Origin of the sequence: Pseudarthrobacter sp. N5, from assembly GCF_050157035.1 — a bacterium.
Taxonomy (GTDB): domain Bacteria; phylum Actinomycetota; class Actinomycetes; order Actinomycetales; family Micrococcaceae; genus Arthrobacter.
In genome coordinates this window covers 1,332,641-1,358,154 of sequence record NZ_CP189593.1, presented here as the reverse complement: position 1 = coordinate 1,358,154, position 25,514 = coordinate 1,332,641, and the positions used below count along the sequence as shown (strand labels likewise).

General features: G+C 64.5%; 25 protein-coding genes. 15 read left to right on the top strand and 10 right to left on the bottom strand.

Annotated features, from left to right (window positions below; all coding sequences use genetic code 11):
- Positions 1-8: 8 nt before the first annotated feature.
- Positions 9-962 (bottom strand): hypothetical protein, encoded by a 954-nt coding sequence (locus ACQCST_RS06750; RefSeq protein ID WP_426998524.1) that lies wholly within the window; start codon positions 960-962, stop codon positions 9-11.
- A gap of 120 nt (positions 963-1,082) precedes the next feature.
- Positions 1,083-1,670 carry a phosphoribosylglycinamide formyltransferase gene (purN, locus tag ACQCST_RS06745; protein ID WP_426998523.1) on the bottom strand — a complete coding sequence of 196 codons (588 nt, stop codon included), beginning with the start codon at positions 1,668-1,670 and terminating at the stop codon, positions 1,083-1,085.
- A gap of 39 nt (positions 1,671-1,709) precedes the next feature.
- Here purN and ACQCST_RS06740 point away from each other — a divergent pair, with 39 nt between their 5' ends.
- Positions 1,710-2,141: a hypothetical protein gene (locus ACQCST_RS06740; protein WP_426998522.1), complete on the top strand. Its 432-nt coding sequence runs from the start codon at positions 1,710-1,712 to the stop codon at positions 2,139-2,141.
- 46 nt (positions 2,142-2,187) lie between these two features.
- Here the strand turns inward: ACQCST_RS06740 and ACQCST_RS06735 are convergent, their stop codons facing one another.
- Positions 2,188-3,498, bottom strand: coding sequence for a DUF6350 family protein (locus ACQCST_RS06735; RefSeq protein ID WP_426998521.1), 1,311 nt, complete (start codon positions 3,496-3,498; stop codon positions 2,188-2,190).
- Between the two features lie 458 nt (positions 3,499-3,956).
- Between ACQCST_RS06735 and ACQCST_RS06730 the strand changes: the two genes are divergently transcribed.
- The 4 genes from ACQCST_RS06730 (at position 3,957) to ACQCST_RS06715 (ending at position 7,435) form a co-directional block, all read left to right on the top strand.
- Entirely contained in the window at positions 3,957-4,418 is a 462-nt protein-coding gene (locus ACQCST_RS06730) for a DUF4383 domain-containing protein (RefSeq protein WP_426998520.1), read from the top strand.
- 331 nt (positions 4,419-4,749) lie between these two features.
- Positions 4,750-6,186, top strand: coding sequence for a flotillin family protein (locus ACQCST_RS06725; RefSeq protein ID WP_426998519.1), 1,437 nt, complete (start codon positions 4,750-4,752; stop codon positions 6,184-6,186).
- A gap of 24 nt (positions 6,187-6,210) precedes the next feature.
- Positions 6,211-6,453, top strand: coding sequence for a hypothetical protein (locus ACQCST_RS06720; RefSeq protein WP_426998518.1), 243 nt, complete (start codon positions 6,211-6,213; stop codon positions 6,451-6,453).
- Positions 6,454-6,571: 118 nt separating this feature from the next.
- Entirely contained in the window at positions 6,572-7,435 is an 864-nt protein-coding gene (locus tag ACQCST_RS06715; RefSeq protein WP_426998517.1) for an HNH endonuclease, read from the top strand.
- A gap of 115 nt (positions 7,436-7,550) precedes the next feature.
- Here the strand turns inward: ACQCST_RS06715 and ACQCST_RS06710 are convergent, their stop codons facing one another.
- Positions 7,551-8,333 (bottom strand): alpha/beta fold hydrolase, encoded by a 783-nt coding sequence (locus tag ACQCST_RS06710; protein ID WP_426998516.1) that lies wholly within the window; start codon positions 8,331-8,333, stop codon positions 7,551-7,553.
- Between the two features lie 218 nt (positions 8,334-8,551).
- On the opposite strand from ACQCST_RS06710, the gene ACQCST_RS06705 reads away from it, so the two are divergent.
- From ACQCST_RS06705 to ACQCST_RS06695, 3 genes are all read left to right on the top strand, one after another.
- On the top strand, positions 8,552-9,706 hold the full coding sequence (locus tag ACQCST_RS06705; RefSeq protein WP_426998515.1) for a glycosyltransferase family 4 protein: 1,155 nt from the start codon (positions 8,552-8,554) through the stop codon (positions 9,704-9,706).
- Positions 9,703-11,166 (top strand): UDP-glucose dehydrogenase family protein, encoded by a 1,464-nt coding sequence (locus ACQCST_RS06700; protein ID WP_426998514.1) that lies wholly within the window; start codon positions 9,703-9,705, stop codon positions 11,164-11,166. The genes ACQCST_RS06705 and ACQCST_RS06700 overlap by 4 nt, the downstream gene beginning before the upstream one ends.
- Positions 11,167-11,264: 98 nt before the next feature.
- A complete protein-coding gene (locus ACQCST_RS06695) occupies positions 11,265-13,457 on the top strand; it encodes a putative bifunctional diguanylate cyclase/phosphodiesterase (protein ID WP_426998513.1) in 2,193 nt (730 codons plus the stop codon).
- Between the two features lie 32 nt (positions 13,458-13,489).
- Here ACQCST_RS06695 and ACQCST_RS06690 read toward each other — a convergent pair whose 3' ends face one another.
- From ACQCST_RS06690 to ACQCST_RS06675, 4 genes are all read right to left on the bottom strand, one after another.
- Positions 13,490-14,308: an SDR family NAD(P)-dependent oxidoreductase gene (locus ACQCST_RS06690; protein ID WP_426998512.1), complete on the bottom strand. Its 819-nt coding sequence runs from the start codon at positions 14,306-14,308 to the stop codon at positions 13,490-13,492.
- An 818-nt stretch (positions 14,309-15,126) separates the two neighbouring features.
- Positions 15,127-16,086 (bottom strand): hypothetical protein, encoded by a 960-nt coding sequence (locus ACQCST_RS06685; protein WP_426998511.1) that lies wholly within the window; start codon positions 16,084-16,086, stop codon positions 15,127-15,129.
- A gap of 9 nt (positions 16,087-16,095) precedes the next feature.
- On the bottom strand, positions 16,096-16,737 hold the full coding sequence (locus ACQCST_RS06680) for a DUF6318 family protein (RefSeq protein ID WP_426998510.1): 642 nt from the start codon (positions 16,735-16,737) through the stop codon (positions 16,096-16,098).
- A 215-nt stretch (positions 16,738-16,952) separates the two neighbouring features.
- Entirely contained in the window at positions 16,953-17,156 is a 204-nt protein-coding gene (locus ACQCST_RS06675; protein ID WP_024365339.1) for a cold-shock protein, read from the bottom strand.
- A 475-nt stretch (positions 17,157-17,631) separates the two neighbouring features.
- Between ACQCST_RS06675 and ACQCST_RS06670 the strand changes: the two genes are divergently transcribed.
- The 4 genes from ACQCST_RS06670 (at position 17,632) to ACQCST_RS06655 (ending at position 21,009) form a co-directional block, all read left to right on the top strand.
- Positions 17,632-18,123, top strand: coding sequence for a universal stress protein (locus ACQCST_RS06670; RefSeq protein WP_426998509.1), 492 nt, complete (start codon positions 17,632-17,634; stop codon positions 18,121-18,123).
- A 403-nt stretch (positions 18,124-18,526) separates the two neighbouring features.
- Positions 18,527-18,988, top strand: a complete 462-nt coding sequence (locus tag ACQCST_RS06665; RefSeq protein ID WP_426998508.1) for a DUF4383 domain-containing protein — start codon at positions 18,527-18,529, stop codon at positions 18,986-18,988.
- 152 nt (positions 18,989-19,140) lie between these two features.
- On the top strand, positions 19,141-19,923 hold the full coding sequence (locus ACQCST_RS06660) for an alpha/beta fold hydrolase (protein ID WP_426998507.1): 783 nt from the start codon (positions 19,141-19,143) through the stop codon (positions 19,921-19,923).
- A 297-nt stretch (positions 19,924-20,220) separates the two neighbouring features.
- On the top strand, positions 20,221-21,009 hold the full coding sequence (locus tag ACQCST_RS06655) for a GntR family transcriptional regulator (protein ID WP_426998506.1): 789 nt from the start codon (positions 20,221-20,223) through the stop codon (positions 21,007-21,009).
- A gap of 10 nt (positions 21,010-21,019) precedes the next feature.
- On the opposite strand, the gene ACQCST_RS06650 is transcribed toward ACQCST_RS06655, so the two are convergent.
- Both ACQCST_RS06650 and ACQCST_RS06645 read right to left on the bottom strand, forming a co-directional pair.
- Positions 21,020-22,027 (bottom strand): nucleoside hydrolase, encoded by a 1,008-nt coding sequence (locus tag ACQCST_RS06650; RefSeq protein WP_426999096.1) that lies wholly within the window; start codon positions 22,025-22,027, stop codon positions 21,020-21,022.
- Positions 22,028-22,064: 37 nt separating this feature from the next.
- Positions 22,065-23,447, bottom strand: a complete 1,383-nt coding sequence (locus ACQCST_RS06645; protein WP_426999095.1) for an MFS transporter — start codon at positions 23,445-23,447, stop codon at positions 22,065-22,067.
- A gap of 184 nt (positions 23,448-23,631) precedes the next feature.
- Between ACQCST_RS06645 and ACQCST_RS06640 the strand changes: the two genes are divergently transcribed.
- The 3 genes from ACQCST_RS06640 to ACQCST_RS06630 are packed head-to-tail and all read left to right on the top strand — an operon-like array spanning position 23,632 to position 25,399.
- Entirely contained in the window at positions 23,632-24,504 is an 873-nt protein-coding gene (locus ACQCST_RS06640) for a ribokinase (RefSeq protein WP_426999094.1), read from the top strand.
- Entirely contained in the window at positions 24,501-24,995 is a 495-nt protein-coding gene (locus ACQCST_RS06635) for a GNAT family N-acetyltransferase (protein WP_426998505.1), read from the top strand. The genes ACQCST_RS06640 and ACQCST_RS06635 overlap by 4 nt, the downstream gene beginning before the upstream one ends.
- A gap of 47 nt (positions 24,996-25,042) precedes the next feature.
- Entirely contained in the window at positions 25,043-25,399 is a 357-nt protein-coding gene (locus ACQCST_RS06630; RefSeq protein WP_426998504.1) for a DUF4383 domain-containing protein, read from the top strand.
- Positions 25,400-25,514: the final 115 nt, after the last annotated feature.

Genomic DNA, 25,514 nt, shown 5'->3' with positions numbered 1-25,514 from the left:
ACTGCCAGCTACTTGGGCGACCAGCCGCGGCTGAGCACCGCGGTGCGGACCTTCGCGACGGCCGACCGCGCGTCGTTCTCCATGTGCCGCTTCGAGACCCGGACCAACAGCCAGCCGGCGCGGCCGAAGTCCTCTTCACGCGCGATGTCGCGGACGATCTGCGCAGCCTCCGAGTGCCCTTCGCCGTCGTATTCCACCGCGACGCGGTGTTCGGCGTACGCCAGATCCGGTTGACGTACGACGCCGTCATTCAGTTGGGTGCGCAGGTTCAGCTGCGGTTCGGGCAGCCCGGCCCTTTCCAGAGCCAGCCGGAGCCGGGTTTCAGGGGCTGAGTCCGCACCGACGCGTGCCTGTTCGAGAGCCAGCCGGGCTTTCCGGATTCCGGGCGTTCCCTTGTGCCGGTCCAGCATCTCTGCCAGTTGCTCGGGAGTCGCATGCGGCCCAGTTCTTGCCTCGAACTCCGGACGGGGAGTTCGCAGAAGGTGGTCCGCAACAACGGTGATTTCGTCCACACTCATCTTCCGGGCGCAGTCCAGCCAGGTGCGGATCCGGCTCGTGACCAGCAGGCCGCCCATGCTGGTGATTTCGTCGTCGAAGAATTGGCCCGTGTGGCCCACCACTCCCGTACGGCGCGGAATCGCCGTAGTATCCGGGCGCGAAATATGTATGCCTGGAGCGTTGCAACCGGGCAGGAAGCCAGGAAATAGCCAGAGCCTGAAGGCGGTTGCGTGCGACGCCGCTGAAAATTCCGTGACCACGGTGAACGGGCGGACAGCGATCTGCAGTGACGTGTCGTTTGCCTGTTCCGGCCCGGCCAGCACAGCGGATTGCCTGATGCCACGGCTTGGGGCGGACAGCGCGCGGTGCCTCAGCCGGCCTCGGCTGACTCCGGCGTCGGCCGCTTCCCTGAACGTGAACGGGACGGAACCCAGCGGCTCCGGCAGGGGTTGCGGGGTCCTCATCACCCCATCGTTGCAAATCCCAGTAGCACTTTGAGGGTTATCCACAGCTCTGAGTGCCCCAATATCAAGTGGCTAGCAATAGGGGTCGATTTGGGGCCCCAATACGACCACTACTGCGAGTTAGTTGGGGTGGCCGGCGTTGGGTTGGCCGGCGGCGAGGGCTGCCAGTGTGGCGACAAGGAGGCGGCGCTCCACGATCTTGATGCGTTCGTGCAGGGTGTCCTCGGTGTCCTCCGGGGCGATCACCACGGCTTCCTGGGCGATGATGGGGCCGGTATCCACCCCGGCGTCGGCCCAGTGCACCGTGCAGCCGGTCACCTTCACGCCGTAGGCCATGGCATCGCGGACACCGTGGGCGCCTGGGAATGCCGGCAGCAGCGCGGGGTGGGTGTTGAGGTATTTGCCGTCGAACGCCTCGATGAACGCCGGGCTCACAATCCGCATGAACCCGGAGGAGACCACAACGTCCGGAGTGTAGCCCTCAACGGCTGAGGTCAGAGCCGCATTCCACGAGGCGCGGTCTGCATAGGACTTGAAGTCCACCACAAAGGTGGGGATCCCGGCGGCGGCAGAGCGTTCCACACCGTATGTTCCGGGCCGGTCGGCGCCGACCGCCGCGATCTCCACGTCCAACCCGCCCGCCTTCACGGCGTCGATGACCGCCTGAAGATTGGAGCCGGTACCGGAAACGAGGACAACTATGCGCATGGCTCTAGCTTATGGGCAGGCTCGCGTAGGCTGGAAAACATGAAGACCACACCGGACCCGGCTGGGCCCAAGCGGAGCAAGTCCCTGCTCAGCGAGGCAGCCAAGAGCTCACTGCTGAAAACCCAGAACCTGTTCCGCATGTTTATTGTGGCCGTGCTGGGATCGTTTTTTGTGTACCAGCTGGATGTGACATACGTGTGGCTGGCGGCCCTGTTCACTGCCGCCGGAATTGCACTGGGCATCATGGTGCTCTTGCGTGCCATCCGGCTCAAGGAGTCCAGGCTGGTCCTGTTCGGGACCATCTCAGGGCTGGTGGTCTCGCTGGTGATGGTTCTGCTCATTTCAGTGACAGCCGCTCTCTTCAATCAGGTCCACGACTTCCAACAGTGTTCCCGGCATGCCCTCACAGACCAGGCGATGTCTGATTGCCGTAGCCAGCTGCAGGACTCGCTCCCGGGCCAGCTCCGCTGACCACATGAGCTGACAGCTCGAGCTGGCTGCGCGAGCTGACTACGCCCTAGACGTTCTCCAGCTCCGCGTCCTGCAACTCCTGCTGGCGTTCCAGCCAGGGACCCGCTGCGTAACCGACGACGACGCCGATGCCCACTTCCGCTGCTACCCAGACTGCCGTCCAGAACGGGTCGGGGCCGATGTCCGTCAGCCGGCCGATCCCGGCCGAACCGCGCGCAACCCAGGTCAGGGCGGCGGCGAGCATGCCCGCGGCCAGGCCAACAATGACGCCCAGGACCAGGGTGGAAGCCGTGGCCGTGAACCATCGGGCATGGATCTTGATGCTCAGCCACTCATCGAAGTGGTTTTCCCCCTCGCGCAGGAACCACCAGCCAGCCAGCAGCCCCGCGATGACGGGCGCAGCAAGGGCTACAAATCCGAAATCCAGTGGGCCGGACGGAATAGCGGCGAACACCGGGATGGAGGGCAGCGGCCCAACGGCCGTGCCCAGCGGACCGACCTGCGAGCCGATGCCCAGGGCGAAGCCGGCGCCGGACGTCCAGGCGAGCGCAAAGACAGCCAGGTTGGGCAGGAAGCCGAGCTGCGCGATGGTGAGCGCGCCGCCTCCCATGGCACCGGCGTCGAGCCCTTCATAGACGGCAATCACCAGGTCCCAGTGGATGAACAGGTCCACGGCAAGCAGCACGGAGGACAGCGTCAGCGCAGCCATCAGCGCAACAAGGCCTGCCTTGGCGGCGGAGCCCAGATAGGAGCCGGCCCAGCGTGAATGCTGGCTGGTGCGGGCGAGCCATGTGACGGCGTCGACGCCGATCAGCCTGCTCCATGAACCTGCCTCGCGACGAGCGCCGATCACCATGCCCAGGGCAAACGGAACCAGCGGCATCAGCATGGCAAACCAAAGATTGACCACAACGTCGGAGGTGCGGCAGACGAACCCGGTGGCCGCCCCGAATGCCGAATAGACCGCCCAGGAACCAAGCAGGGCCTGCCACAGCTGATCGGTGTAGGAGGCGCGGGCAAGGCGTCTGCCGGCACGCCAGGCGAGGAGGAACGGGATGAGCGTGAAGCCCAGCGGAATCAGCAAGAGGGTGCCGGACCCGGACTGCCCGCCAGCCCCGGTTCCCGCGGCGTGCAGCTCCAGTGGAACACCGTGGATCATCAGCCAGGCCTGGCCGGCGAGGCGCGCCAGGGAGTCCACGCGGATGTTCTGGAATCCTGCCGTGGCCCATACCGCGACGATGGGGGCCATAACCACCAGCGCCGAAATGATGGCGGCCTGCGCTGATTCGAGCGCCCCCTGCATCCACAAGGGCATAGGCAGGCCACGGTCTCCGGTCTGATCAGCGCGCAGTTTCATCGTGTTCCATGGTGCCATGTGCGGGGCGCCTCCCCTGATTTCGACAGGCGCAATCACCGGATACGGGCCCAGTCGCCTGCCCTGAGGTCGAGACCACCCGCCTTGAGACGTTGCCTGCCGGGACCCGGTCGCCAGAGTTCGTAGTTGTCCGTGCTGATCAGGAAGCCGTGGCCGGTGCGAAGGTGGGCGCAGACCATGGTCGGCGATTTGCCCGCGCCGCACAGGCAGCGGTACCTGCCCTTTCGGGATGGCGACGCTGCATCCGGTGGCGACGAGCAGCACGACGGCGGCGAGGAGGATCCGCGATACTGCTGGAACGTGGCGCATGGTCGTTTCAGTCCAGCAGAAAGTACCTGATCTCTCGCTGGGCAGAAGTCCCCATGCCGGGCCTTCCCGGTGCTTTTTCCACAGGCCGGACGTAAAATTGGTATGTCCGCAATCAGTGGTTGGAGGCAGACATGACTACCGCATCTCCACATGCGCACGGCGTCCACTTTGGTCGTACAGATGTCCAGAACGTCGGCATGGGTCTGGGTATCGTCTTGATGGTGGTGGGTGTTCTCGGGTTCATCCCGGGCGTCACCGCTAGGTACAGCGAATTGATGTTCCTGGGGCCTGATTCGCACGCCATGTTCCTTGGCTTGTTCCAGGTGTCCATGCTGCTCAACGTTGTGCAGCTGGCCATCGGGGCGGCCGGCTGGGCAATGTCCCGCAGCGGAATGGGTGCGCGCAATTTCCTGATGGCATTCGGTGCGTTGTACATCATCCTCAGCATCTTCGGGCTCAGCGTCGGAGTGGGTTCGGCGGCCAACTTCCTGTCGCTGAACACTATGGATAACTGGACCCACATGATTTTAGGTGTGCTGATGATTGCCGGCGGCTGGATGTTTTCCAGGCATCTGGCCGAGGACGGGAAATAGCCCGGAAAATTAACGCCGGGAATTTAGGAGCCGCGAATGAGTGATGATTCATAGCAGTCTGAATATTCGTCCTAATCGGTTGGTGCAGTTGCTGTATGCGGACTCGCAGGCAGCTGCATCAGCTTTTAATCAATCCAACATCAATGCCGGTTCCCGCGCTTCCTTTGGAGAAGTCTGCCTAATTGCTGGACTTACATACAGGGAGCCAATAAGACTGTCTACAACAGCCGGGTTGTGGTGCACCTCCTGCACTCACTCCGGCGGTGTTCCCGTAGCTGCTTCGTTTGGGCCTCTGCCGCAACGCCTGTTCCACCATTGAAAGGACATGCTTATGCCGGATTATTCAGCTTTCTTCCCGCTTATTGCCACCATAATCGGGGCTGCCGTCATCATTGGCGTCATCCGGCTGGCCATAAAACTGATGTGGAAGGTGGCTGAACCAAACGAAGCGCTCATCATTTCCGGCCTGACCCGGGGAAGCCAGGACACCCGGGACGGCATGGACTTCAAGATCGTCACCGGCAAGGGTGCCCTGGTGATTCCGGGGCTCCAGACCGTGAGGACCCTCGCGCTGACCCTGAACGAAACCGAACTCAAGGTCTCCTGCGTGACGTCCCAGGGCATCCAGGTGATTGTGGACGGCGTGGTCATTTACAAAATCGGCGACGCCGCACCTTTCATCGCCAATGCGGCACGAAGGTTCCTGGGCCAGCAGCCCAAAATGGAGAGTCAGGTCTACAACGTTTTTGAAGGACACCTGCGCTCGATCATCGGCAGCATGACGGTGGAGGAAATCATCCGTGAGCGCGACAAACTTGCCTCGCAGGTCCGCAGCGCCAGCGGCGTTGAAATGGAAAAGCTCGGCCTTGTGGTCGATTCGCTGCAGATCAAGGACCTTCAGGATCCCACCGGCTACATCCAGAATATTGCCAAGCCGCATATTGCCCAGGTCAAGATGGAGGCCCGCATCGCGGAGGCCACACGGAACCGCGAAGCGGCGGAAAAAGAAGCCGAGGCGGCGGCACTGATTGCGGATGCGCAAAGCCTTTCGGCGATCAGGCAATCCGTGGCGCAGGCCAACGCCGAAAGGGCCAAGGCCAATGCCGCCCAGGCCGGGCCCCTTGCCGATGCGACGGCCCGCCAGCAGGTTGTGGTACAGGAGACTGAAGTGGCCAAGCTTGAGGCAGATCGTGAGGAGCAGAAGCTCCAGACCACCATCCGCAAGCCCGCGGATGCCAAAGCCTATGCTCAGCGTACTGAGGCGGAAGGCCAGAAATCCGCGGACATCAGTGCCGCGGAAGCACGGGCCCGGCGCACGGAACTTGAAGCCCAGGCAAACGCCAAACGCACGGAAATCGAGGCTCAGGCAAACGCCACGGCCGCCGCAGCCGCCGCCGGAGCTACCCGTGTTACCGGCGAAGCGGAGGCAGCAGCCACCAAGGCACGCGGCGATGCCGCCGCTTCCGCTGTCCAGGCCAAGGCGCTGGCCGAGGCAGAGGGCATCAAGGCACGCGCCGAAGCGCTGGGCACCAATCAGGATGCTGTCATTTCACAACAGTTGGCGGAGAACATGCCAGCGATCATCGCGGCGGCAGCCGAGCCGTTTGCCCATGTGGGGCAGTTCACCGTTCTGAACGGTGGCGAAGGCGTCAACCGTGTGATCGGCGGAATCCTGTCTCAGGTGGGCGATTACCTCCCAGCCCTCGCTTCCGCTCTTAAGAACGGACGCGGTACACCAAATCGGCCGCCGAAAGCCCCCGATGCCTAGGAACTTCGGTGCATAGGAACAACCTTGCATAGGGACGTTGACCGGAGCCTTACGGGCAAGATCGGCAGGGTTACCGGACTGATCGCGCCGGGCACCATTGGCGAAGTGATGCTTCCGTTCCACGGCGGTACCAGCGCCTTCCACGCCCATCCCTTTGATAAGACCAGCGTTTTCCCGGTGGGCGAGAACGTGCTGGTGATCTACTTTGATCCGCCGCAGACCGTTTATGTTGATGAACTGCCGGAGGTGCTCAAACCGAGAAGGTAGATGCCGTCGTACTTTTCAGTCCTGCTGAGAGCCCGACGACGGCGCCCGCCATCCAGCGGCTTCTGAGACGGGAGTGAAACGCTGCGGGAGCCGCAGCGGAACCTGCGAGAATGGGCCCATGACAGCCATCATCCTGGGGTGGGACCCTGACCGCTGGAACCGCTGGAACTATGCCGCTGTGGTAGAGCAGGTAGCCGAAACCGGTCAGTTCATAGCCAGCTGGAATGTGGGCGGCCATCAGGACATACCCTCCGGCGCAGACGCCTGGCTCGTTGTGGAGGGCCGCACAGGGAATGGGCTGCTGGGCCACGGCGTCATTATCTCGGAGCAGCCTTACGCCGCGCCGCACTTCGCGGAGCCTGGGAAGTCCTCCATGTATGTCGGCGTGGCGTTCGACGCTCTCCTTCCCTTGGGCGAACAGCTCCCTCTCGGGATCCCCAAAGATTCCTTGCCTGCGGAACCCTGGGATGGGGTCTACGGCTCCGGGCTGACCATCGGCCCGTCCAACGAGGCGAAGGTCCGTGACGTCTGGCGCGAGTTCGGCCCGGCGCCGGTATCAGATTCCACGCAGCCTGTGCCCGGCACCTTCCCCGAAGAGTCCATGAGCAGGGTCGAGGTGAACCGCTACGAACGCAGTCCGGAGGCAAGGCGGGCATGTATCGCACACCGCGGAACCAGCTGTGACGCGTGCGGGTTTTCCTTCGAAATTGTGTACGGCGAGATCGGCAAAGACTTCATCCATGTCCACCATGTCGTCCCCGTCTCACAGCTCGGCAGCGACTATCAGCTGGATCCAATCACAGACCTGGTTCCGCTCTGCGCCAACTGCCATGCGATGGCGCACCAGGGCGTGAGCACACCGCGCACCGTGGCGGAACTGCGGCGGATCATCGCCGGTGCCGGGTTCCTGAGCGGAGAAACGCTGAAGCCCGGGCAACTGGACGCCCAGCGCGACGCTCAGCGGATTCTGGGACAGCAGTAGCCTCGCCTGTCCAGGTTAATCTCAGCCAGGTCCGCTGTCGGCCCGACCCAGGACCGCCTCCCGGGGACCACGTAGCGAGGACCACGTAGCGAGGGACCGCCCCGCGATTGGCACGTTATGCGCTGGCAGGCCGTGCGCGGCGTATGGGCATGAGCGTGCGGGGCGGCTCGGCTGCATCCAGGAAATTGAGGATGAGACCCGTGAGGATGTCCGGTTGTTCAAGTGGGACCGTGTGAGAAGCTCCGGGGACGACGGCGAGCTGACCTTCGGGCAGAGCGTCGTACAGCGAGAAGGTATGGGGGAATGCGACCACGTCGTCGTCACCAACTACGACCAGTGCCGGTCGGGTGATGTGCCCGATGTCGGCGGTGGTGAGCGTCGGCTCCGAACCGAACATCGTGAAACTCTTGCTGAAGACGGTCTCCAGGTGCTCGGCTCCGTCAGGCGATCGTTCTGTGTAGGCGTTGCCCAGCTCCTGTGCAAGCGGCGACTCCGGGTCCATCTCCGCGGGCACGACGCCGTCGTAGTGGTAGTTCGTACCAATAACAACAAGCTTGTGTACGAGATCGGGTCGTTTGAGCGCGACGAGGAGCGCAATGATCCCACCGTCGCTCCACCCCACGAGATGGGCCGGGCCGCCAACCACCTGCTGGAGCACCCGAACGGTTTCGGTCGCCATGTCCGCATAGTGGAACTCTGCAGCGGTGTCCGCGGTATAGCCATGGCCACGGCGATCGAACGCCACTACGCGGTAACGCTCGGCGAGACCTGGCCCAATGCTATTGAGCAGCGCGTCACTGTTGCTCAGTCCGCCGTGCAACAGCAGGAGCGGTGCGCCGCGACCGCCGCGGTCGTCGACCCACGTCGGGTGCCCGTCAATGTCCACATAGCTGCCCATGGTTCACTCCATCCTGGCCGATCCCGGACTCATCGACAGTTGATCTTCCGTGGCCGGTCCGCCACAGCGGTTATTGTCCTCCCGTATCCTCGACGGAACAATGGCTCCGGTGGGACCTGTCACAATGAAGCGCCGCCCGGCCCGCTGTTAACCAAACCTTCCCCTCCCCGTCACACCCATTCCCCCGCGAAGTCAGCCGCCACGCGCACCGTTGAGGTGTGAGGATCGCAATTGTTGCTGAATCGTTCCTGCCGCTGATGAACGGGGTTACACACTCCATCCTGCGGGTGCTGGAGCATCTGCAGAACCGGGGCGATGAGGTGTTGGTGATCGCGCCGTCCACATCGGACACAGATGTTCCGGATGTGGTCCATGGTGCGTTTGTTTACCGGCTCCCGTCAGTACCGCTGGCCGGATACACGAACGTGCGGGTGGCCCTGGGCGGGGTGAATCGGGTCAAGAGAATCCTTGCCGATTACGCGCCCGATGTGGTCCACCTGGCGTCGCCGTTTGTGCTCGGCTGGCGGGCCGTTCAGGCCGCACACCAATTGGGGATCCCCACCATAGCCATTTATCAGACCGAGATCCCCAGCTATGCCGCCCGTTACGGGGCGCCGTTCCTTGCGAACTGGGCCTGGAACCGGGTGGAGAACATCCATCTGCTGGCGTCACGGACGCTGGTTCCGTCCACCTTCGCGCTGAACCAGCTGCGCGGGCGCGGGATTCCCCGGCTGGACATGTGGCGCCGCGGTGTGGACACCGCGCGGTTCACCCCGGAAAAGCGCGACGACGGTTGGCGGGCTTCCGTGGCCCCCGGCGGCGAGCGGATCATCGGCTATGTTGGCCGGCTCGCCGTTGAAAAGCAGGTGGAGGATCTGGCCGTGCTGGCAGACGTCCCGGGCACCAGGCTGGTGATCGTGGGCGATGGTCCGCAGCGCGCGGTCCTGGAGGCGGCGCTTCCGTCCGCCGTCTTTGTGGGTTTCCTGGGCGGCGAGGAGCTGGCCCGGGCGGTGGCGTCCTTCGATCTCTTTGTGCATCCGGGCGAGTTCGAGACCTTTTGCCAGACCATCCAGGAGGCCATGGCTTCCGGCGTTCCGGTGGTGGCCACCGGGCGCGGCGGCCCGCTGGACCTGGTGGAGAATTCCCGCACCGGCTGGCTCTACGAACCGGGCGATCTGGCCGGGCTGCGGAGGCACGTGATGGACCTGATGGGCGACGACGCCAAGCGCCGCGCGTTCGCCGCGGCGGCGCACGCTTCGGTCCAGGGGCGGACGTGGCCGGCGCTGAGTGCGGAGCTGGTGAATCACTACAAGGCGGTGGTTGAGCCTGCCGAAACCCGAGTGGTCAAAACCAACAAAGGAGTTACCCTGTGAAGATTTCAGTGATCGGTTGCGGCTACCTCGGTGCCGTGCATGCTGCGACGCTCGCGTCCATGGGCCACACCGTGGTGGGCATCGACGTCGATGCCAACAAGGTGGACCATCTGGGCCGCGGATTTGCACCCTTCTACGAGCCTGGCCTGGATGAGCTGCTGCAGGATGGCCGCGCCACCGGCCGGCTCACGTTCTCCGCGGACTTCGCGGATGCCGACGGCGCCCAGGTTCATTTCCTGTGCTTGGGCACCCCGCAGTCCAAAACGTCCGACGGCGCCGACCTCAGCTATCTGGTCTCCGCCACGAGGGCGCTCCTCCCGCACCTGAGCCGGGGCGCCGTCGTCGTGGGTAAATCAACGGTGCCCGTGGGCACGGTGGACATGCTCGGAAAAATCCTGTCCCGGCGGCCGGATGTGCTGCTGGGCTGGAACCCGGAGTTCCTGCGCCAGGGCACCGCGGTGAAGGATTCGCTGGTGCCGGACCGGCTGGTCTACGGGGTGCCGGGGGGCAAGGAGTCTGCTGAGGGCGCGGGCGTGACGGCTGCGCTGAATGCGGTGTATGGGCCGCTGCTGGGCGCCGGGATTCCGCGGCTGGTGTGCAACTTCGCCACGGCGGAACTGATCAAGTCGGCGTCGAACGCGTTCCTGGCCACCAAGGTGAGCTTCATCAACGCGATGGCTGAGCTGTGCGACGCGTCCGGGGCAGACGTGACCGAGTTGAGCGAGGCAATGGGCATGGATCCGCGGATCGGCAACAGGTACCTGCACGCCGGGCTGGGCTTCGGCGGCGGCTGCCTGCCCAAGGACGTCCGGAGTTTCCGGGCGCAGGCGGCTGCCCTGGATGTCAGCTCGGTGGACGACTGGATGGGCGTGGTGGATTCCATCAATCTGGGCCAGCGGTTGCGGACGGTGGAGATCGCGCGGGAGCTCTGCCGCGGGTTCCTGAGCGGCCGGACGGTGACGGTGCTGGGCGCGGCGTTCAAGCCGGACACGGACGACATCCGCGACTCCCCCGCCCTGGACGTTGCCCTGCAGCTGGCCGCGGCCGGCGCGCACGTGACGGTGACGGACCCGAAGGCCATCAACAACGCCTGGATGAGCTACCCGCAGCTGCGCTTCGAGCCTTCCACCCGCCGTGCGCTGGAAGGTGCCGAGCTGGTGCTGCTGCTCACCGAGTGGGACGAATACCGCTCGCTTTCGCCGGCGGTTGCGGGAGGTCTAGTACGACGGCGGACGGTGCTGGACGCGCGGAACGTGCTGGACGCTGCGGCCTGGCAAGCGGAAGGCTGGACGGTACGAGGGCTGGGGACGAACTCCGTGGTTGAGCCTGCCCCGGTGGAGGCGCCTGCTCCGGTGGCTCAGTCTGTCGAGACCCGAGTGATCAAGCCCGCCCAAGCGGTGGTAAGGCGTACCGGAGTCTTGGCTGCACAGCCAATTGAAACACTGGGGACTAAGCGCTGAACAATTCCCCTGACCCCGCGTGAGAGTGCGCGCGCACTATCAACGCGCCCGTGAGGCCTCTATGATCACCTAAGGGGAGGACTCTCAATGGAACATCTGTGGTCTCACATGTCTCTGCCGGCGACGTGACGCTGCCGTTGCCGGCACCCGGATCGGGTTCCGATTCGGGTGCGGGTTCCGGTTCCGCCCCGAGCCACCAGGCCGTGTTCGACTCGATGCCCGATGCCTTGTTGGTGGTCACTGAGGACGGCACCATCAGCCTGATCAATGCCGCTGCCGAGCGGATGTTCGGGTACACGCGGGAGCAGCTGGTGGGTCAAGACCACCGCATTATTCTGGCTGAGGGTTTCCGTGAAGGTTTCCACCGGCTGTTCAACCGCCTGCGCAGCGACGCCGGTGCTGCCCACCGCCCGCCGTTTGAGGCCGATGGCCTGCACCGCGACGGCACGGAATTCCGGGGAGAAGTGGCCTGCTCTCTGCTGCATTCGGACGCCGGCATCTCTATGACCGTTTCCGTCCGCAGCACCTCGCACCGCGAGGAAGCGGATGCCGGGCTGCGCGAGGCGATGTCACTGCTGAGCGCCACGCTGGAATCCACTGCGGACGGGATCCTTGTGGTCAGCACCGACGGGCAGATCGCCGGGGTCAATGACCAGTTCGTCTCGATGTGGGGCATTCCGCGCGGGCTGCTGGCCACGCATGACGATGAAGCAGTCATGAGCTTCGTCCTTGGTCAGCTCACGGATCGATCCCGGTTTCTGGACAAAGTCCACGAGCTGTACGCCAACCCCTTGGCGGAAAGCAACGACGTGCTGGATTTCGTCGATGGCCGCACCTTTGAGAGGTATTCACGTCCCCAGAAAGTGGGAGACCAGGTGGTGGGCCGCGTGTGGAGCTTTCGCGACGTCACCCCTCGGCGCATTGCGCAGGAGCAGGCCAAACGAGCCATGACTGATCTGGCGGAGCAGGCAGCACAGCTGAAGTCGCTTGCCTTCCAGGATCCCTTGACCGGGCTGGCCAACCGCAAGCTGTTCAACGACCAGCTGGCGGAGGCGCTTCGCGGGGAGGCCTGCACCGCCGTCGACGTTCTCCTCCTGGATCTGGACGACTTTAAGGAAGTCAACGACATTCTGGGCCACCATGCTGGCGACCAGATGCTGATCGAGGTGGCCCGCCGGCTGCGGACATGTGTGCGCCCCAACGACACCGTGGCCCGGCTAGGTGGCGATGAATTTGTGGTGCTACTGACGGAATCCCCTGATCCGGACGCCGTTGCGGAGTCCATAGTGGAATCGCTGAACGTGCCGATGTGGATTGACAGCACAATGCTGCGGCCCAGCCTGAGCCTGGGACTTGCCTCAATTGTCGGGGACGCCATTGATGCCTCCGAACTGCTCCGCAGGGCCGATGTGTCGATGTATGCGGCCAAGGCTGCCGGCAAGAACCGCTACATGCGTTTCCAGCCGGAGATGATGAATGCCCTGGTGCAGCGCACGGACATGGAGGCCGGGCTGCGGCTGGCTGTTGACCGCGGGCAAGTCACCGTCCACTACCAGCCCATCATCTCGCCCCGACTGGGCGAAGTGGTGCGGTTCGAGGCGCTCGCGCGTTGGGAGCGGGACGGTGAATGGGTCCCTCCGGCGCAGTTCATTCCGACGGCGGAGCGCAGCGGACTGATCTCAGAGATCGGCAACCACGTGATGACACACGCCTTTGCGCAGCTGCGGCCTTGGCTTGCCGAGGACTCTGCGAGGTCCCTGGCCGTGAATGTCTCCGGGGTTCAGCTGAAGGAGCGTGATTTTGCCGACGGTGTACTGCGCCTGGCTGAGTCCTCCGGGATGGATCCTCGTCAGCTGGTGCTGGAAGTGACCGAAAGCGTGTTCCTCGACCCCGACTGCCACGTCATTCGCCAGCTGGGCAGCCTGCGTGAAGCAGGCGCGAGCGTCGCCCTGGACGACTTCGGGACGGGCTATTCATCGCTGGGCCGGCTGCAGGACCTGCCCGTGGACGCCGTGAAAATCGACCGCTCCTTTGTGTCCATGGTCCGCACCGGCGCGGAAAAGATGCCCATCCTCAGCTCCATGATCAACATGGCCCATAGCCTTGGTTTGACCGTCACGGCCGAAGGCATCGAAACCTCCGCCCAGGCTGCCTACCTGACGGATCTGGACTGCGATTCGCTGCAGGGCTACCTGTTTTCCCATGCGGAGCCGGAGTCCGGGCTCGAGATGGCATTGCTGCGCTCGGCTGACGCGATAGACGCGCTGCAGGGCCTGGGCCTGGGCCGGTGATCGAGCCTGTCCCCGGTGATCGAGCTTCGAGATCAGGCGCTCACCATTTCTTCGCTGCGGTCCCATAGCTCACGCGCCAACCCGGCGTCGTATGCCTGGCTGCTGGCCTTGGCCAGGGCCCGCTTGGCGTAGTAGGCGCCGGAGATCCAGTCGGTTCCGGCCTGGCCGTTGGCGAGCCACAGCAGCGTATCGGCGCCCTCTTCCGGCGTGAGCAGGAAGCGGTTGAGGACGCTTTTGTAGATGAACCGCATGGCGCTGGTGGAGGTCGCCGCGAAGTTGGTGGCAACCCCGCCCGGGTGGAAGGCCGCCGTCGTGATTCCCGCGCTGTTATAGCGGTGGTGGAGTTCGCTGGTGAAGAGGATGTTGGCGAGTTTGGCGTTGCCATAGGCGCGGTTGGTGGAGTGGCCGCCGGTGGCGTCGAGGTCGTTAATGTCCAGTTTGCCGAAACCGTTGGCGGCGCTGGAGGTGTTGATGACGGACGCCTGGCTGGCGGCGAGCACGTCCATGAGCTCTGTGGTGAGCAGGAACGGGGCCAGGTGGTTGACTTGGAACGTCTTCTCGTGCCCGTCAACGGTGAGTTCGCGCTTGCCCATGATGCCGCCGGCGTTGTTCGCCAGGACGTCGATCCGCGGGTACTTTTCCTTCAATGCCGTGGCAAGAGTGCGCACCTGCGAGAGATCGGCGAAATCGCTGATGAAGTAGTCGGCGTCGATTTCCTTCGCCACCGCCCGGGTCTTTTCCGGCGAACGCCCGACCACAACCACCCGCTCCCCTGCCTTCGCGAAGGTCCGCGCGGCTGACGCGCCGATGCCGTCGCTCGCTCCGGTGATGACGATGGTCCGTGCAGTCATGGTGATCCTTTGAGAAGAAGCGGGTCGGGCCGAAGCGGGTTGAGCAGAAGCGGTGGTCGAGCCTGTAGCGGCCCAGCTGGTACAACGAAGCCCGGGCACCTGCTGTTCCGGAGATATCCACAGGTGCCCGTTTCCGGCTGCCGGGTGCGCTGCGGGACTGGCACGATGAGGGCACGGGGGAAAAATTCACCGTCAACAACATTGCTTTGCGGAGCCAGGGCCGCCTCTTTGAAGCGCTGGACGAACAGTTAAGTTCGACGACGGCGTGGTCTGCCACCACTGTGGTACCAATGTCCGGATCCGGGGAGGTTGTCAGACCGACGGGAACAAACCGAACAGGTCCGGGGAACGCGTAAGGTGGGTTGCGCCCGTCCACGATCGATTTCCTCGAACGCCAGAGGGTATCCGCATATGATCCGGTCGAGTTATCCCGCAGTTGGGTCATTGAAAAGTCACCCGAGTTGAAGGCCACAGATCGGCCAACCTGGAACGCCCTGGCAGCCTTGACGTGCTCGTTGTCCTCCAGCCCGCCGCTGGGTGGTTCGCCGAGCCAGACGAGCTTGGGGGTATCCACTACGGTCGGTACCGGCTTCGCCGGGGCGCACCCTGCCAGCGCAGACGTCACTGCCAGTATCAATACCGCGCCGGCAGTATTACCGGCACTCTGACGTCGAACACCGTCACCCCGCAAACCTCGAAGAATCATCACCCGGGCAAGTCCAGGCACAACCGCGGGCGCCGGTTTGTCACACGGCCCGTCCCATGTCACAGGCACCGGACAGTTGGGTCTGGTGAGCGCCGGTGGCGGAACATGGCTGTCACTTCTCCCCTGGCGGTGGCACCCAGCCGGGGCATCCTTCTCCGGCCGGATTCACGTTGCAGTCGTCGGCATAGTGCCGGGTGACGGACCGCCAGACTTGCAGCGTCTGCGCCGGAGATGCGAACCGGCCCGTTCCCGGGACCGGCAGCGCCGGTCCGCCGTTGACAGAATAAGTTCCGCGGAATGACGTGGTCACGGCCACGGGAAAGTCACCGGTCTGGCCATAGACGTGGCTCGTCCTCGTTTTCTGGCCCCATTCCTCCTGCGGAAGCGGACCACCGGCCATCGGCGTCGGGCCGAACGTTGTACCGTCACCGTAGCTATAGGTGTACTCGACCGGCGTGGCCACCAGGTGCACCCGCTGGCCCAGGATGGTCACGTCAAACTGCTGCTCGGTGGCGTCCGCAAAAATGTTCGTTTCGGCGCCCCTGAGCGTGTGTGGGCTCGGCTGGGCAGTGACCGACGCGGGGGTGATCGGCAGATTCTTGAAATCCTGCTCGATCCGGGCCGCGATCCGAGGCAGCAGATCTTCCGGCTTCTCATCGTAAAGGCAGGCGGGCCCGTTGCCATTGGGCTTCCACTCGGCCCACGTCGGGTTCGTAATCGACCTTGGCGCGACCTTCCAGATCACCGGGACCCCGGCTTTGCCGTCCTCCGCACGCGGAGGGCATTGAAGCTGCCCCGGCAGGCAGGCGATGGCCAGCGTGTCTGCGTCCACCTGGCACTGAAGATCGTACGAGTACTGATTCGGATCGTTGCTTACGAATCCGGGTGGTGCAGGAACTTTTTCTCCGCTGGCCGGATCGACCACCCACACGCCCGCCTCGAGCCCTGACCCCTTGAAACCTCCGTGACCCCCATAGTCGCCGCTGTCCGAAGTCGTGGCTCCTGCAAGATTCTGCTGAGCCATAACCAGCATGAGAGCGATCAGCGTGATAATCAGCCGTCTCGAGGCCATTTTCATGGCCTACTGGACCAGGTGCATGTCAGAAACGATCCAGGCACCGTCCTTGTAGGACGCGATTACAACCGAGGCGGTGTTTGATGCAGGCTCCGGAGCGCGCCCAATACTTCCGTCAGCTTTATAGAAATCAGTGGTCTCCTGAATCACCTGCACCATGACCTGCTGGGTCGGAGCACCCTCTGCCACAGTTGCGTCAATGATGGGAGCCGAGATTCGGCCACCGGCTTGCCAGCGGTCCAACTTGTAGCCGGTCTCAATGGTCGACTTCAAGTTTTCGCAGAAGAGGCACCCCGGCTGAATCAACTTCTCCCACGCCGAAGAGTCACCTGTCTCGAAGCCGTAGTTCAGCAGCGCGAACCAGTACTTAGTGAACGCCTCCAGCCCGGCCTTCGAGTTCTCGTCCGCCAACGCCGGCTTCACCGGCACGGGGACGTTCTGCGCCTTCCCCTTCGCATCCGCTGGCTTGTACACAGCGATGGGGGTCGGGGTAGGTGTGGGAGTCGCGCTCGGCGTGACCGACGCCGTCGTCGTTCCGGTGTTCCCAGGAGTACCACCGCCTTGGCAAGCCGACAACGTAAGGGCGCAGGCCGCCAGTGCGGCAACGCCGGCCAGGCGGAAGCGTGTGGAAGCAAGTCGGGTGGTCATAGATGTCCCCAGACATTTATCTAGACAATGGAGAAGGTTGCTCCGGCAAGGATACCCGAACCCCACCAACGGTCAGTCAAGTTATCCACAGGCCCGCAGGAGACCAGACAATAATTGAGCTACACCGCTTAACGCAAAAGCAGGGCCGGTCAATGACCGGCCCTGCTAGAAACCTTGCGGTTCCGGACTCAGAAGAGTTAGTTAGAAACTAAGTCTTAGAGAGCCTGGATGTTTACGGCCTGAGGACCCTTGGGGCCCTGCTCGGTTTCGAAGGAGACCTTCTGGTTCTCTTCGAGTGAGCGGAAGCCGGAAGAGGCGATCGCGGAGTAGTGTGCGAAGACGTCCTGTGAGGAGTCATCGGGGGAAATGAAGCCGAAGCCCTTTTCAGCGTTGAACCATTTGACGGTACCTGTAGCCATTATTTTTGTCCTTCGTGAAGGTGGAGAAGAAGTCCCGACTGTCGAGTCCTCCGGTGTGGGGTGTTTTTCACCGCTACTTCAGAAGAACGCGGTCTTGCAACCGCGCGTAATGCTCTGAACTACCAAATACTCAAACACAACAACGGTCTCTACTGTACACGAGATTCCCACCGCCCGTTCCCACCACGCGATCACCGCCCTTTCGACGGCGGCATATCGTACGGGAGAGCCATGTCGAGGGCGGGCCCGGGGGACGCCACTCGGCCCCCTTTTGATCCCTGTTATTACCGGTCCCGCTCTGCCATTCTTAGAGCAAAGAAGATCAACGGAATACCCAGAAATCCGGACAGAGACCCGCCCGCCGGGGTCCCGATCCGCGCACTGCACACGCATCTCCACCGCCGGTCCGGGCACCCATTCCACCATGAATCGTCAGCGCCAGCAGGCGGCGCTGCAGGAGTAAAGGAGAACAATGATGGATACCGAAGCAAGCCGGATCGTTGTAGGGGTTGACGGATCCGAGTCCTCAGTCGCCGCGTTGCGCCTGGCGGCTCGGCTGGCACCGGCGCTCGACGCACAGGTGCACGCAGTGCTCTGCTGGGATTTCCCCCAAATCTACGCAGGTTATGTCCCACCGGATTTCGCCGCCTACGAGGCCGCCGCGGCCCGGAGACTTTCTGAGGTCGTGACGAAGGCATTCGGGACCGAAACGGCCCCTGATGTCGCTACCAAACTGGTGCGGGGGCCCGCTGCGGAAAAGCTCGTTGAAGAGGGCTCCACGGCCCAGATGATCGTGGTGGGACGGCGCGGCCGCGGCGGCTTCAGGGGCCTGCATCTGGGGTCAGTGAGCTCCGCCTGCGTATCGCATGCCGACTGTCCTGTGGTGGTGGTGCATGAGGAGGGAACACACGAATCCCATCATCAGACGGAACGCAAAGCCCGGGGCGAACACACCGTTCAGCACTAATCCTCCACCCGGAACCGATACAGGCTCGCGTTCATAAGACCTCGGATCTCCTCCCCTGTGAGGTAGACACCGGCGGTCGGCGCGGGGCAGGCCGGCGGATCTGGCGCGCTCGGATCTTCTGTACGCCGCCGCACCACCAGACAGGCTGCGGAGCGCCGACGCTATTCACCTGGCAGCCGCCATCCGGCTCCAGACGGACGCCCTGATTGCTTACGACGGCGAACTGGTCACCGCAGCGACGGAAGCAGGACTGACGGAGCTGTCACCGGGAATTTCCCGCTGACAGCGGAAAATGCCATCGCGGGCCCATCTGTTCCCTTGGCTGCTCCGAATAGTCATTGGAAGCCGCAGAAGCCACGACTTCTGCCGACCATACTCATTCGGCACGAATTAGGAGACCAAAATGACAACCCTTCACACTTCCAGCACAGCGGCCCGCACCAACGTCCAGAATGCAGCACTCGCCGTCGGCGCAGTGTTCCTCCTGGTCGGTGTCCTCGGCTTCGTCCCAGGCATCACCAGCAACTATGACCAGCTGCAGTTCGCCGGCCACCACTCCGAGGCCATGCTGCTGGGCCTCTTCCAGGTCTCGGCCCTGCACAACATCGTCCACCTGCTCTTCGGCGCAGTCGGCCTGCTGCTCGCCCGCAGCGCCACCGGCGCCCGTTCCTTCCTGCTCTACGGCGGAGCCGTCTACCTGGTCCTCTTCGTCTACGGTCTGGTGTTCGACCAGGAATCGGCCGCGAACTTCGTGCCGCTGAACGGATTCGACAACGGACTCCACCTGCTGCTCGGCGTAGGCATGATCGCCCTTGCGCTCATCCTCACCCGCGGCCGTTCCACGCACGCCAAGGCACACGCTTAACCATTCCCCCCATGGGGAAAACACAGGCTAAACCTCGACGGCGGGACTCACCATCTGATGAGTCCCGCCGTCGTTGCGTCCGGCGTGAAAGTGCGCACCGGGCACTTGAAGATCCGGGCCGAAAACCGCCCGAACGGGCGTAGAGTTTTTTCATGGGACCGTTCCGTGCCATCCTGCTTCCAGGGAGCGTGCTTCCCGCCGGGCTGGCTTACGGCGCTCTGATTGCTGCCCTCGGGCCGGCCGTGGACGCCGTCGCCCAGGACCTCGAACTCTACGCCGGAGACAGTCCGCCGGAAGGCTGGAGCCTCGACACAGAGATTGACGGTGTCCTTCGGGAAGCCGGCGTCCGCGGCTGGGACACATTCCACCTTCTTGGCTATTCCGGAGGCGGTGCCGCGGCGCTGGCGTTCGCTGCCAAACATCCGGAACGGCTGCTCAGCCTGGCGCTGCTCGAACCTGCCTGGGCCGGAAGCTGGGACTGGAGCCCGGCCCACACCAGGCTCTGGGAGGACTACGACCGGCTGGAGGGGCTGCCGCCTGAGCAGTTCATGCCGGCGTTCATGAGGCTGGGAGTCAAGCCCGACGTCGTCCTTCCGCCGCCCGAGCCGGGCTCGCCTCCGCCGTGGATGGCCAAGCGGCCGCCCGGGATCAGGGCCTTCCTGCGGACGTTCAAGGACTACGGACTGGACCGCGGGCGGCTGGCCGATTTCCACCGGCCGGTGTTCTTCGTGCTCGGCGGGCTGAGCAATCCGGATGAGTACGGCGAGGTGGCCGGGCGGCTCTCCAAGGTCTTCCCCGACTTCCGGCTTGAGGTCTTCGCGGACCGCCACCATTTCGACCCGCCGCACCGGATCGAGCCCGAGCGGCTCGCCGCGATGCTGCTGGATCACTGGGCACGTGCCGAAGGGATCCCCGGTCCAAACGCTGGCGCCTGACGCCCACACGTAAACACCCCGGGCGGATCTGTACTGAACGAGAAATGCCGCGGTGACTGCTCCGATGTTTGACGGTTCACCACTGGTTGTGTCAAGTATTTCTGGCCCCGGCCGGCCATCCTTGCAATGGTGTCAGGCTTGCGGTGAACTCCCATGTGTTCGTTGCAACGGCGTTGGCGAACAGCAGCCGCTCCCCTAAGGGCGGCGCACCGCCGTCGGGCAAGCCGCACTTGTCCGACAAACGTGTTAGACCTGAAGTAGGCTGGGTTTCCCGAAGACCACTAAGCGAGGCATAACGTGCACGAGGACGCCGTCCTGTTCTTGTCCCAGCCGATTGCGGCCCAGTCCGGCTCTCCGCTCCGGGTTGCCGTGTACTCACGGATCGCGGAGGCAATCCGCAACAATCTCCTGCAGCCCGGGTCGATGCTCCCCGCGGAGACCGAACTTGGCACGGGCATGCTGGTCAGCCGCACCGTGGTCCGCGAGGCCCTGATGCTGCTTGAGGAAGACGGCCTCATCAGGGCACGGCGCGGAGTGGGGCGGTTTGTCTCCGATACGCAGCCCCGCATCGGGATTGAGCGCATCCGGCCCTTCGAGGAAGTCCTCGGCGGCCCCGGGCAGCAGGTGGAAATCAAGCGGGTCCAGGTGGTGCGCCAGCCGGCCTCCGAATTCGCGGCACCCGGCGTGGGCATCGATCCCGGCGAAGACTGCTGGCTCTGGGAGTCCGTCCTGATCAGGGACGGCGAAGCCATCGCCCATCTGCAGGAAAACATTTCCGCCCTGCCCGTACGGTTCGGCAGCAGTTCCGCCGCCGCCGAGCCCCTGGAGCTTGACGACGGCGGCGGCACAACACTGCTTGCCGCCCTGAACAACCTGTCAGGACGGATGCTGGGCCCCGGCGAATGCCAAATCAGCCTGAGCCAGGTGGGACCGAGCCGCGCCAAGCTGCTCGATCTACGGCCCTCAGATCCGGTGCTGGTCCTGACTCAATATGTCCGCCACGCGAACCGGCCCTTCTACCTGGCAAAGTGCCTGATCGCGGCGAGGGCCGGCCACCTGTCTGTCATGCAGTCCGTCCAGTCCTGACCGGCTTGGCTCAGGCTACGGCCGGCACCGCATCACTGAGCGACGGCGCTGCGGCACCGAACGCCTGCAGCGTTTCCACCAGGTGTGGGGCAAATTCGCCGTCGAGCTCCAGCACTACCCGGCAACGCGCGCCGGCCTGCTCGGGGTAGTCCATGTACCGTCCGCGCAGGTCGCAAATCGTCTGGCCGCGTCCGGGGCCGTCGGTTGTATCGACGTCGACATGGACCGCCGGCGCCACGGCGGCGCTGATGCCGCCCACCGCCACTGCCGCCGCCAGGGGGTCATGCATCGCGGAGCAGGCCCGGCCGAACTGGCTTTCGTAGAACCGGAAATAGTAGCCCAGCATTTCGCCCAAGGCCTGCGGAACCGGGTGGCCGGCGTCGAGCAGTTCCTGCCGGTGGCTTTCCTCCAGCACGTTGGACATGGTCACATCCAGCGGAACCAGGGTGACGTTCCAATCGGCGGCGAGGACTTCAGCGGCGGCCTCGGGGTCGTTGGCGATGTTGGCCTCTGCGACGGGCGTGATGTTTCCGGGGGCAAACGCGGCGCCGCCCATGATGGTGATTTCTTCCACCAGCCGGGGAAGCTCGGGTTCCAGCCGCAGCGCTTCGGCGATATTGGTGAGCGGACCGATCGCCAGCACGCGCAGCCTGCCCGGATGTTCATGAGCGAGCCGCACCAGCATTTCCGCCGCGGTTCCGGGCACCAGTTCGGCGGCGGCTGCGTCCAGTTCGACGCCGCCGATGCCGTTGTGCCCGTGGACGTGCGGCGCCCCGCCATGGAACGTACCCGTCTGGGGATCGTGGTTGCCGACGGCCACGGGAATGTCCGCGTGCCCGGCGAGCTGGAGCAGGTCCAGGGTGTTCCGGGCGCCGACGGCGGCACTGACGTTGCCGCTGACGGTGCCGATGCCCCGCACGTCCGCATGCGGGGAGGCGAGCAGGTAGGCCAGGGCGAGGGCGTCGTCGATCCCGGTGTCACAGTCAAGGTAGAACGGGTGGCTGATGGGCATGGTCATTCCGGTGTTTCTCATTTCGTTGTTGCTGGTGCGGGTTTCAGAGCGATTCGCCTTTTGGCGCTGCGACAAAGAGGCTGACGATGAAGGCGGCTGCCGTGATTCCCACCGAAATCCACAGGGCGGTCGAGTAGCCGGCGGAGGTGGCCTGGGCGGCAAACGGTGCGACGAGGACGACGCCGAGGCTCGCGCCGATGCCAAAGGAGGCTCCGTTGATGCCGGGCAGGGCGGCCGGGGCTTCCTTGGGAGAGAGCAGGACGGAGAGACCGTTGATGGCGGTGAGGAAGAAGCCGTTGTAGAAAATGCCCAGGGATGCGACGGCGATCATCACCGCCACCTGGTTGTCAGCGAAAACGGCTGCGGCGATGGCGCAGGCCAGGCTCAGCCCGGTGCCGGCGCGGAGCGTCTTGATCCAGCCCCGCCGGTCGGCCAGCCAGCCGGCGAGCGGTGCCGCGAAGACACCGATGAGCGCGGCGGGGGTCAGGAACAGCAGGGCCGAGAGGGACGCGCTGAGCCCGAACCCGTGGCCGGCGTCCTGGCTCAGCAGGACCACCGTGAAGTTGATGACGGCGAAGATGCCGGCCAGCGTCAGGACGGTGGTGGCGATGACGGGCCAGACCTGGCGGGAACGCAAATGGTGAACGGCGATAAGGGGGTGGCTGCGCTTCTTCTCAATGATCCAGAAGGCGGCGAAGGAAGCAGCGGTGCCCGCCAGCAGGGCCAGGGTGGCCGGGGATGTCCAACCGGCTGCCGAACCGCCGGAAACGAAATACGTAACGAAGACCAGGAACAGCGACAGCGATCCCGCTCCCCACCAGTCCATGGCACCCCGGACTCCCTCAGGCCGTCCCTTCGGGACGACTTTGATGATGCACGCGGCCGCGATGGCGGTGAGCACCAGCACGACGACGAAGATGGACTGGAATCCGAGGGTTTCGGCCATAAGGCCACCCACATAGCCGTCGACGCCGCCGATTCCTCCGTTGATGGCGGCGATGATCCCCACGGAAGTTCCGAAGACGCGGGCCGGCAGGTTCTCGCTGAGGACGATGTAGGCGAGGGCGAACACCGCACTGGAAACGCCTTGGAGGAACCTGCCCGCGATGAGCAGGGGCAGCGTGGGGGCGGCAATGCAGAGAACGGTTCCGGCGGCCATGACGGCCAGCACCAGCAGGAGTGCAGCGCGGCGCCCGATGAAGTCGCTCCACCGTCCGATTACCGGGCCGGCAATTGCGCCGGCGAGGAAGAACATTGATTGCACCGGTGCCGCGCCGTCAGCGGTCTGACCGAAGTGCGCTGCGATCTGGGGCAGCGCCGGCGTAACCATGCTGGCGTTGAGCTGGAAGGACAGCACTCCGAGCATGAGGGTGGAAATCAGCAGGGCGGCGCGGCGGCCGCCGAATTTGGCCTGCTCCCCGGTCACCTGTGGTGGCGAAGTGGCAACTGATCCTTGGGTGTTCACATCAAACTCCTTTGTTTCTGCAGGCGTCGGCCCTGCATTTGGGATGTGAGTTGTTATACAACCATGTATGACGAACAAGTACAACCATGAGTACACTGTTTCCTAATCCAGCGGCCCAATGAGGCTCACCCCGATAGGACTTCCCATGAGCAAGCGCGAATTTCCTGCAGTCACCGTCGTCGGCAGCATCAACCTCGACATCATCGCCACCGCGGACAGGCTCCCGGCCGCCGGGGAGACCATCGGCGGCGGCAGTCTGCACCAGCAGTCGGGAGGCAAGGGAGCCAACCAGGCTGTTGCCGCCGCGCGGCTGGGAGGGAGCTCGAGGATGATCGGAGCCGTGGGTGACGACGCCCAGGGCCGCCTGCTGCTGGAGGCAATGGCAAGTGCCGGCGTCGACACCGCCGATGTGGCCGTCGTCGACGATGCGACGGGAACGGCGCTGATCGTCGTCGACCGCGAGGGCGAAAACCAGATCGTCGTGTGCCCGGGCGCGAACGAAAACTTTTCCCTGGACGCCGTTGAATTCGGCGCGAACGAGACGGTGCTCTGCCAGCTTGAGGTCGGCCTGCCCGTCGTGCTGGAGGCCGCCAGGCGCTCCTCCGGGTACTTCGTCCTGAACGCCGCCCCGGCCATGGACCTGCCCGCGGAGCTGCTCGAGCGGTGCGACCTGGTGATCGTCAACGAAACGGAGTACGCCCTGATACCGGCTCTGGCTCAGGCAAAGCTGGTCGCGGTGACCTATGGGAAGGACGGCGCGGCGATGTTCGAGCACGGCACGATGGTGGCCGAGGCCCCGGCGTCGGCCGTGACCGTGGCGAACACCGTCGGCGCTGGCGACGCGTTCTGCGCGGCGCTGGTCCTGGCCCTGCGGCACGGGCTCGACTACCCCCGCGCCCTGGCAGTGGCCAACGCAGTCGGAGCAGACGCGGTGGGCGATCCCTCGTCCCAGCCGGATTTGGCACAGCTGCGCCACTACCTCGAGCGGACCGAAGCTGCCGCGGACAGCGCACGGTGAGCGTCGCGCTCAGGCGAGCGACGCCGTCGGACTTTCCGGAGGTCCGGCGGATCACGCGCGATGCGTATCTCCGGGCCCGGCACTTCGCGGCCGACCATCCGTACATGAGCGTACTGGTGGACGTGGAGCACCGCGCCGACCATGCGGAAGTGTGGGTGGCGGAGGCGGTAGGAAAGGTGGTGGCGGCCGTGACGCTGACGTTCGCCGGCCAGCCATACAGCGAGATCGCGCGGGACGGGGAGCTGGAATTCCGGATGCTGGCCGTGGACCCGTCGCACCAGGGCGGCGGCGTGGGCCGCGCGGTGGTGCGTGAGATCGTGGAGCATGCCCGCGATCTGCCCGGCATCGAGGCGATCAGCATCACGAGCGCCACGTTCATGGAACGCGCCCATGGCCTCTACGAGTCGCTGGGCTTCCGGCGCGCACCCGAGCGGGACTGGTACGTGCCGGGCGAGGACGTGCTGCTGTGGGTTTTCCGGCTGGAGCTATAAGGGCACGACGGCGGCACGCGCCATTGGCGCGGCTCTCACCTTATGAATTGCAAAAGACTCCGGGCATCACGGGCAACTTCGACCAGCTGCACTTCGCCGGCCACGAATCCGAGGCCGTGCTGCTGGGCCTCTTCCAGGTGTCGGTCCTGCACAACATTGTCCACCTGCTCTTCGGCGCAGCAGGAATTGCCCTGGCTAAGACCGCCACCGGCGCCCGCTCCTTCCTCCTCTACGGCGGCATCATCTACCTGGTCCTGTTCGTCTACGGCCTGGTCATCCCCCAGGATTCGGTTGGCAACTTCGTGCCGCTGAACGGCTTCGACAACGTCCTGAACCTGCTGCTCGGCGTCGGCATGGTGGCCCTGGCCCTGATCCTGACCAAGGGCCACAAGGCACGCGCCTAAGGCATTTCCCCGGCGGTAACCCGCTCACCAAGCATGACAAATGGCCCCGGCCGCAGCTTCTGCTGCTGCCGGGGCCATTGCTGTTCCCGATTGCGCCGCCCCGGCGTAGCATCCA

What these genes read in the sequence shown, in the direction of transcription:
- ACQCST_RS06750 (WP_426998524.1), bottom strand. Translation starts at nt 962, where the DNA reads ATGAGGACCCCGCAACCCCTGCCGGAGCCGCTGGGTTCCGTCCCGTTC.
- purN (WP_426998523.1), bottom strand. Translation starts at nt 1,670, where the DNA reads ATGCGCATAGTTGTCCTCGTTTCCGGTACCGGCTCCAATCTTCAGGCG.
- ACQCST_RS06740 (WP_426998522.1), top strand. Translation starts at nt 1,710, where the DNA reads ATGAAGACCACACCGGACCCGGCTGGGCCCAAGCGGAGCAAGTCCCTG.
- ACQCST_RS06735 (WP_426998521.1), bottom strand. Translation starts at nt 3,498, where the DNA reads ATGAAACTGCGCGCTGATCAGACCGGAGACCGTGGCCTGCCTATGCCC.
- ACQCST_RS06730 (WP_426998520.1), top strand. Translation starts at nt 3,957, where the DNA reads ATGACTACCGCATCTCCACATGCGCACGGCGTCCACTTTGGTCGTACA.
- ACQCST_RS06725 (WP_426998519.1), top strand. Translation starts at nt 4,750, where the DNA reads ATGCCGGATTATTCAGCTTTCTTCCCGCTTATTGCCACCATAATCGGG.
- ACQCST_RS06715 (WP_426998517.1), top strand. Translation starts at nt 6,572, where the DNA reads ATGACAGCCATCATCCTGGGGTGGGACCCTGACCGCTGGAACCGCTGG.
- ACQCST_RS06710 (WP_426998516.1), bottom strand. Translation starts at nt 8,333, where the DNA reads ATGGGCAGCTATGTGGACATTGACGGGCACCCGACGTGGGTCGACGAC.
- ACQCST_RS06690 (WP_426998512.1), bottom strand. Translation starts at nt 14,308, where the DNA reads ATGACTGCACGGACCATCGTCATCACCGGAGCGAGCGACGGCATCGGC.
- ACQCST_RS06685 (WP_426998511.1), bottom strand. Translation starts at nt 16,086, where the DNA reads ATGGCCTCGAGACGGCTGATTATCACGCTGATCGCTCTCATGCTGGTT.
- ACQCST_RS06680 (WP_426998510.1), bottom strand. Translation starts at nt 16,737, where the DNA reads ATGACCACCCGACTTGCTTCCACACGCTTCCGCCTGGCCGGCGTTGCC.
- ACQCST_RS06675 (WP_024365339.1), bottom strand. Translation starts at nt 17,156, where the DNA reads ATGGCTACAGGTACCGTCAAATGGTTCAACGCTGAAAAGGGCTTCGGC.
- ACQCST_RS06670 (WP_426998509.1), top strand. Translation starts at nt 17,632, where the DNA reads ATGGATACCGAAGCAAGCCGGATCGTTGTAGGGGTTGACGGATCCGAG.
- ACQCST_RS06665 (WP_426998508.1), top strand. Translation starts at nt 18,527, where the DNA reads ATGACAACCCTTCACACTTCCAGCACAGCGGCCCGCACCAACGTCCAG.
- ACQCST_RS06660 (WP_426998507.1), top strand. Translation starts at nt 19,141, where the DNA reads ATGGGACCGTTCCGTGCCATCCTGCTTCCAGGGAGCGTGCTTCCCGCC.
- ACQCST_RS06650 (WP_426999096.1), bottom strand. Translation starts at nt 22,027, where the DNA reads ATGACCATGCCCATCAGCCACCCGTTCTACCTTGACTGTGACACCGGG.
- ACQCST_RS06640 (WP_426999094.1), top strand. Translation starts at nt 23,632, where the DNA reads ATGAGCAAGCGCGAATTTCCTGCAGTCACCGTCGTCGGCAGCATCAAC.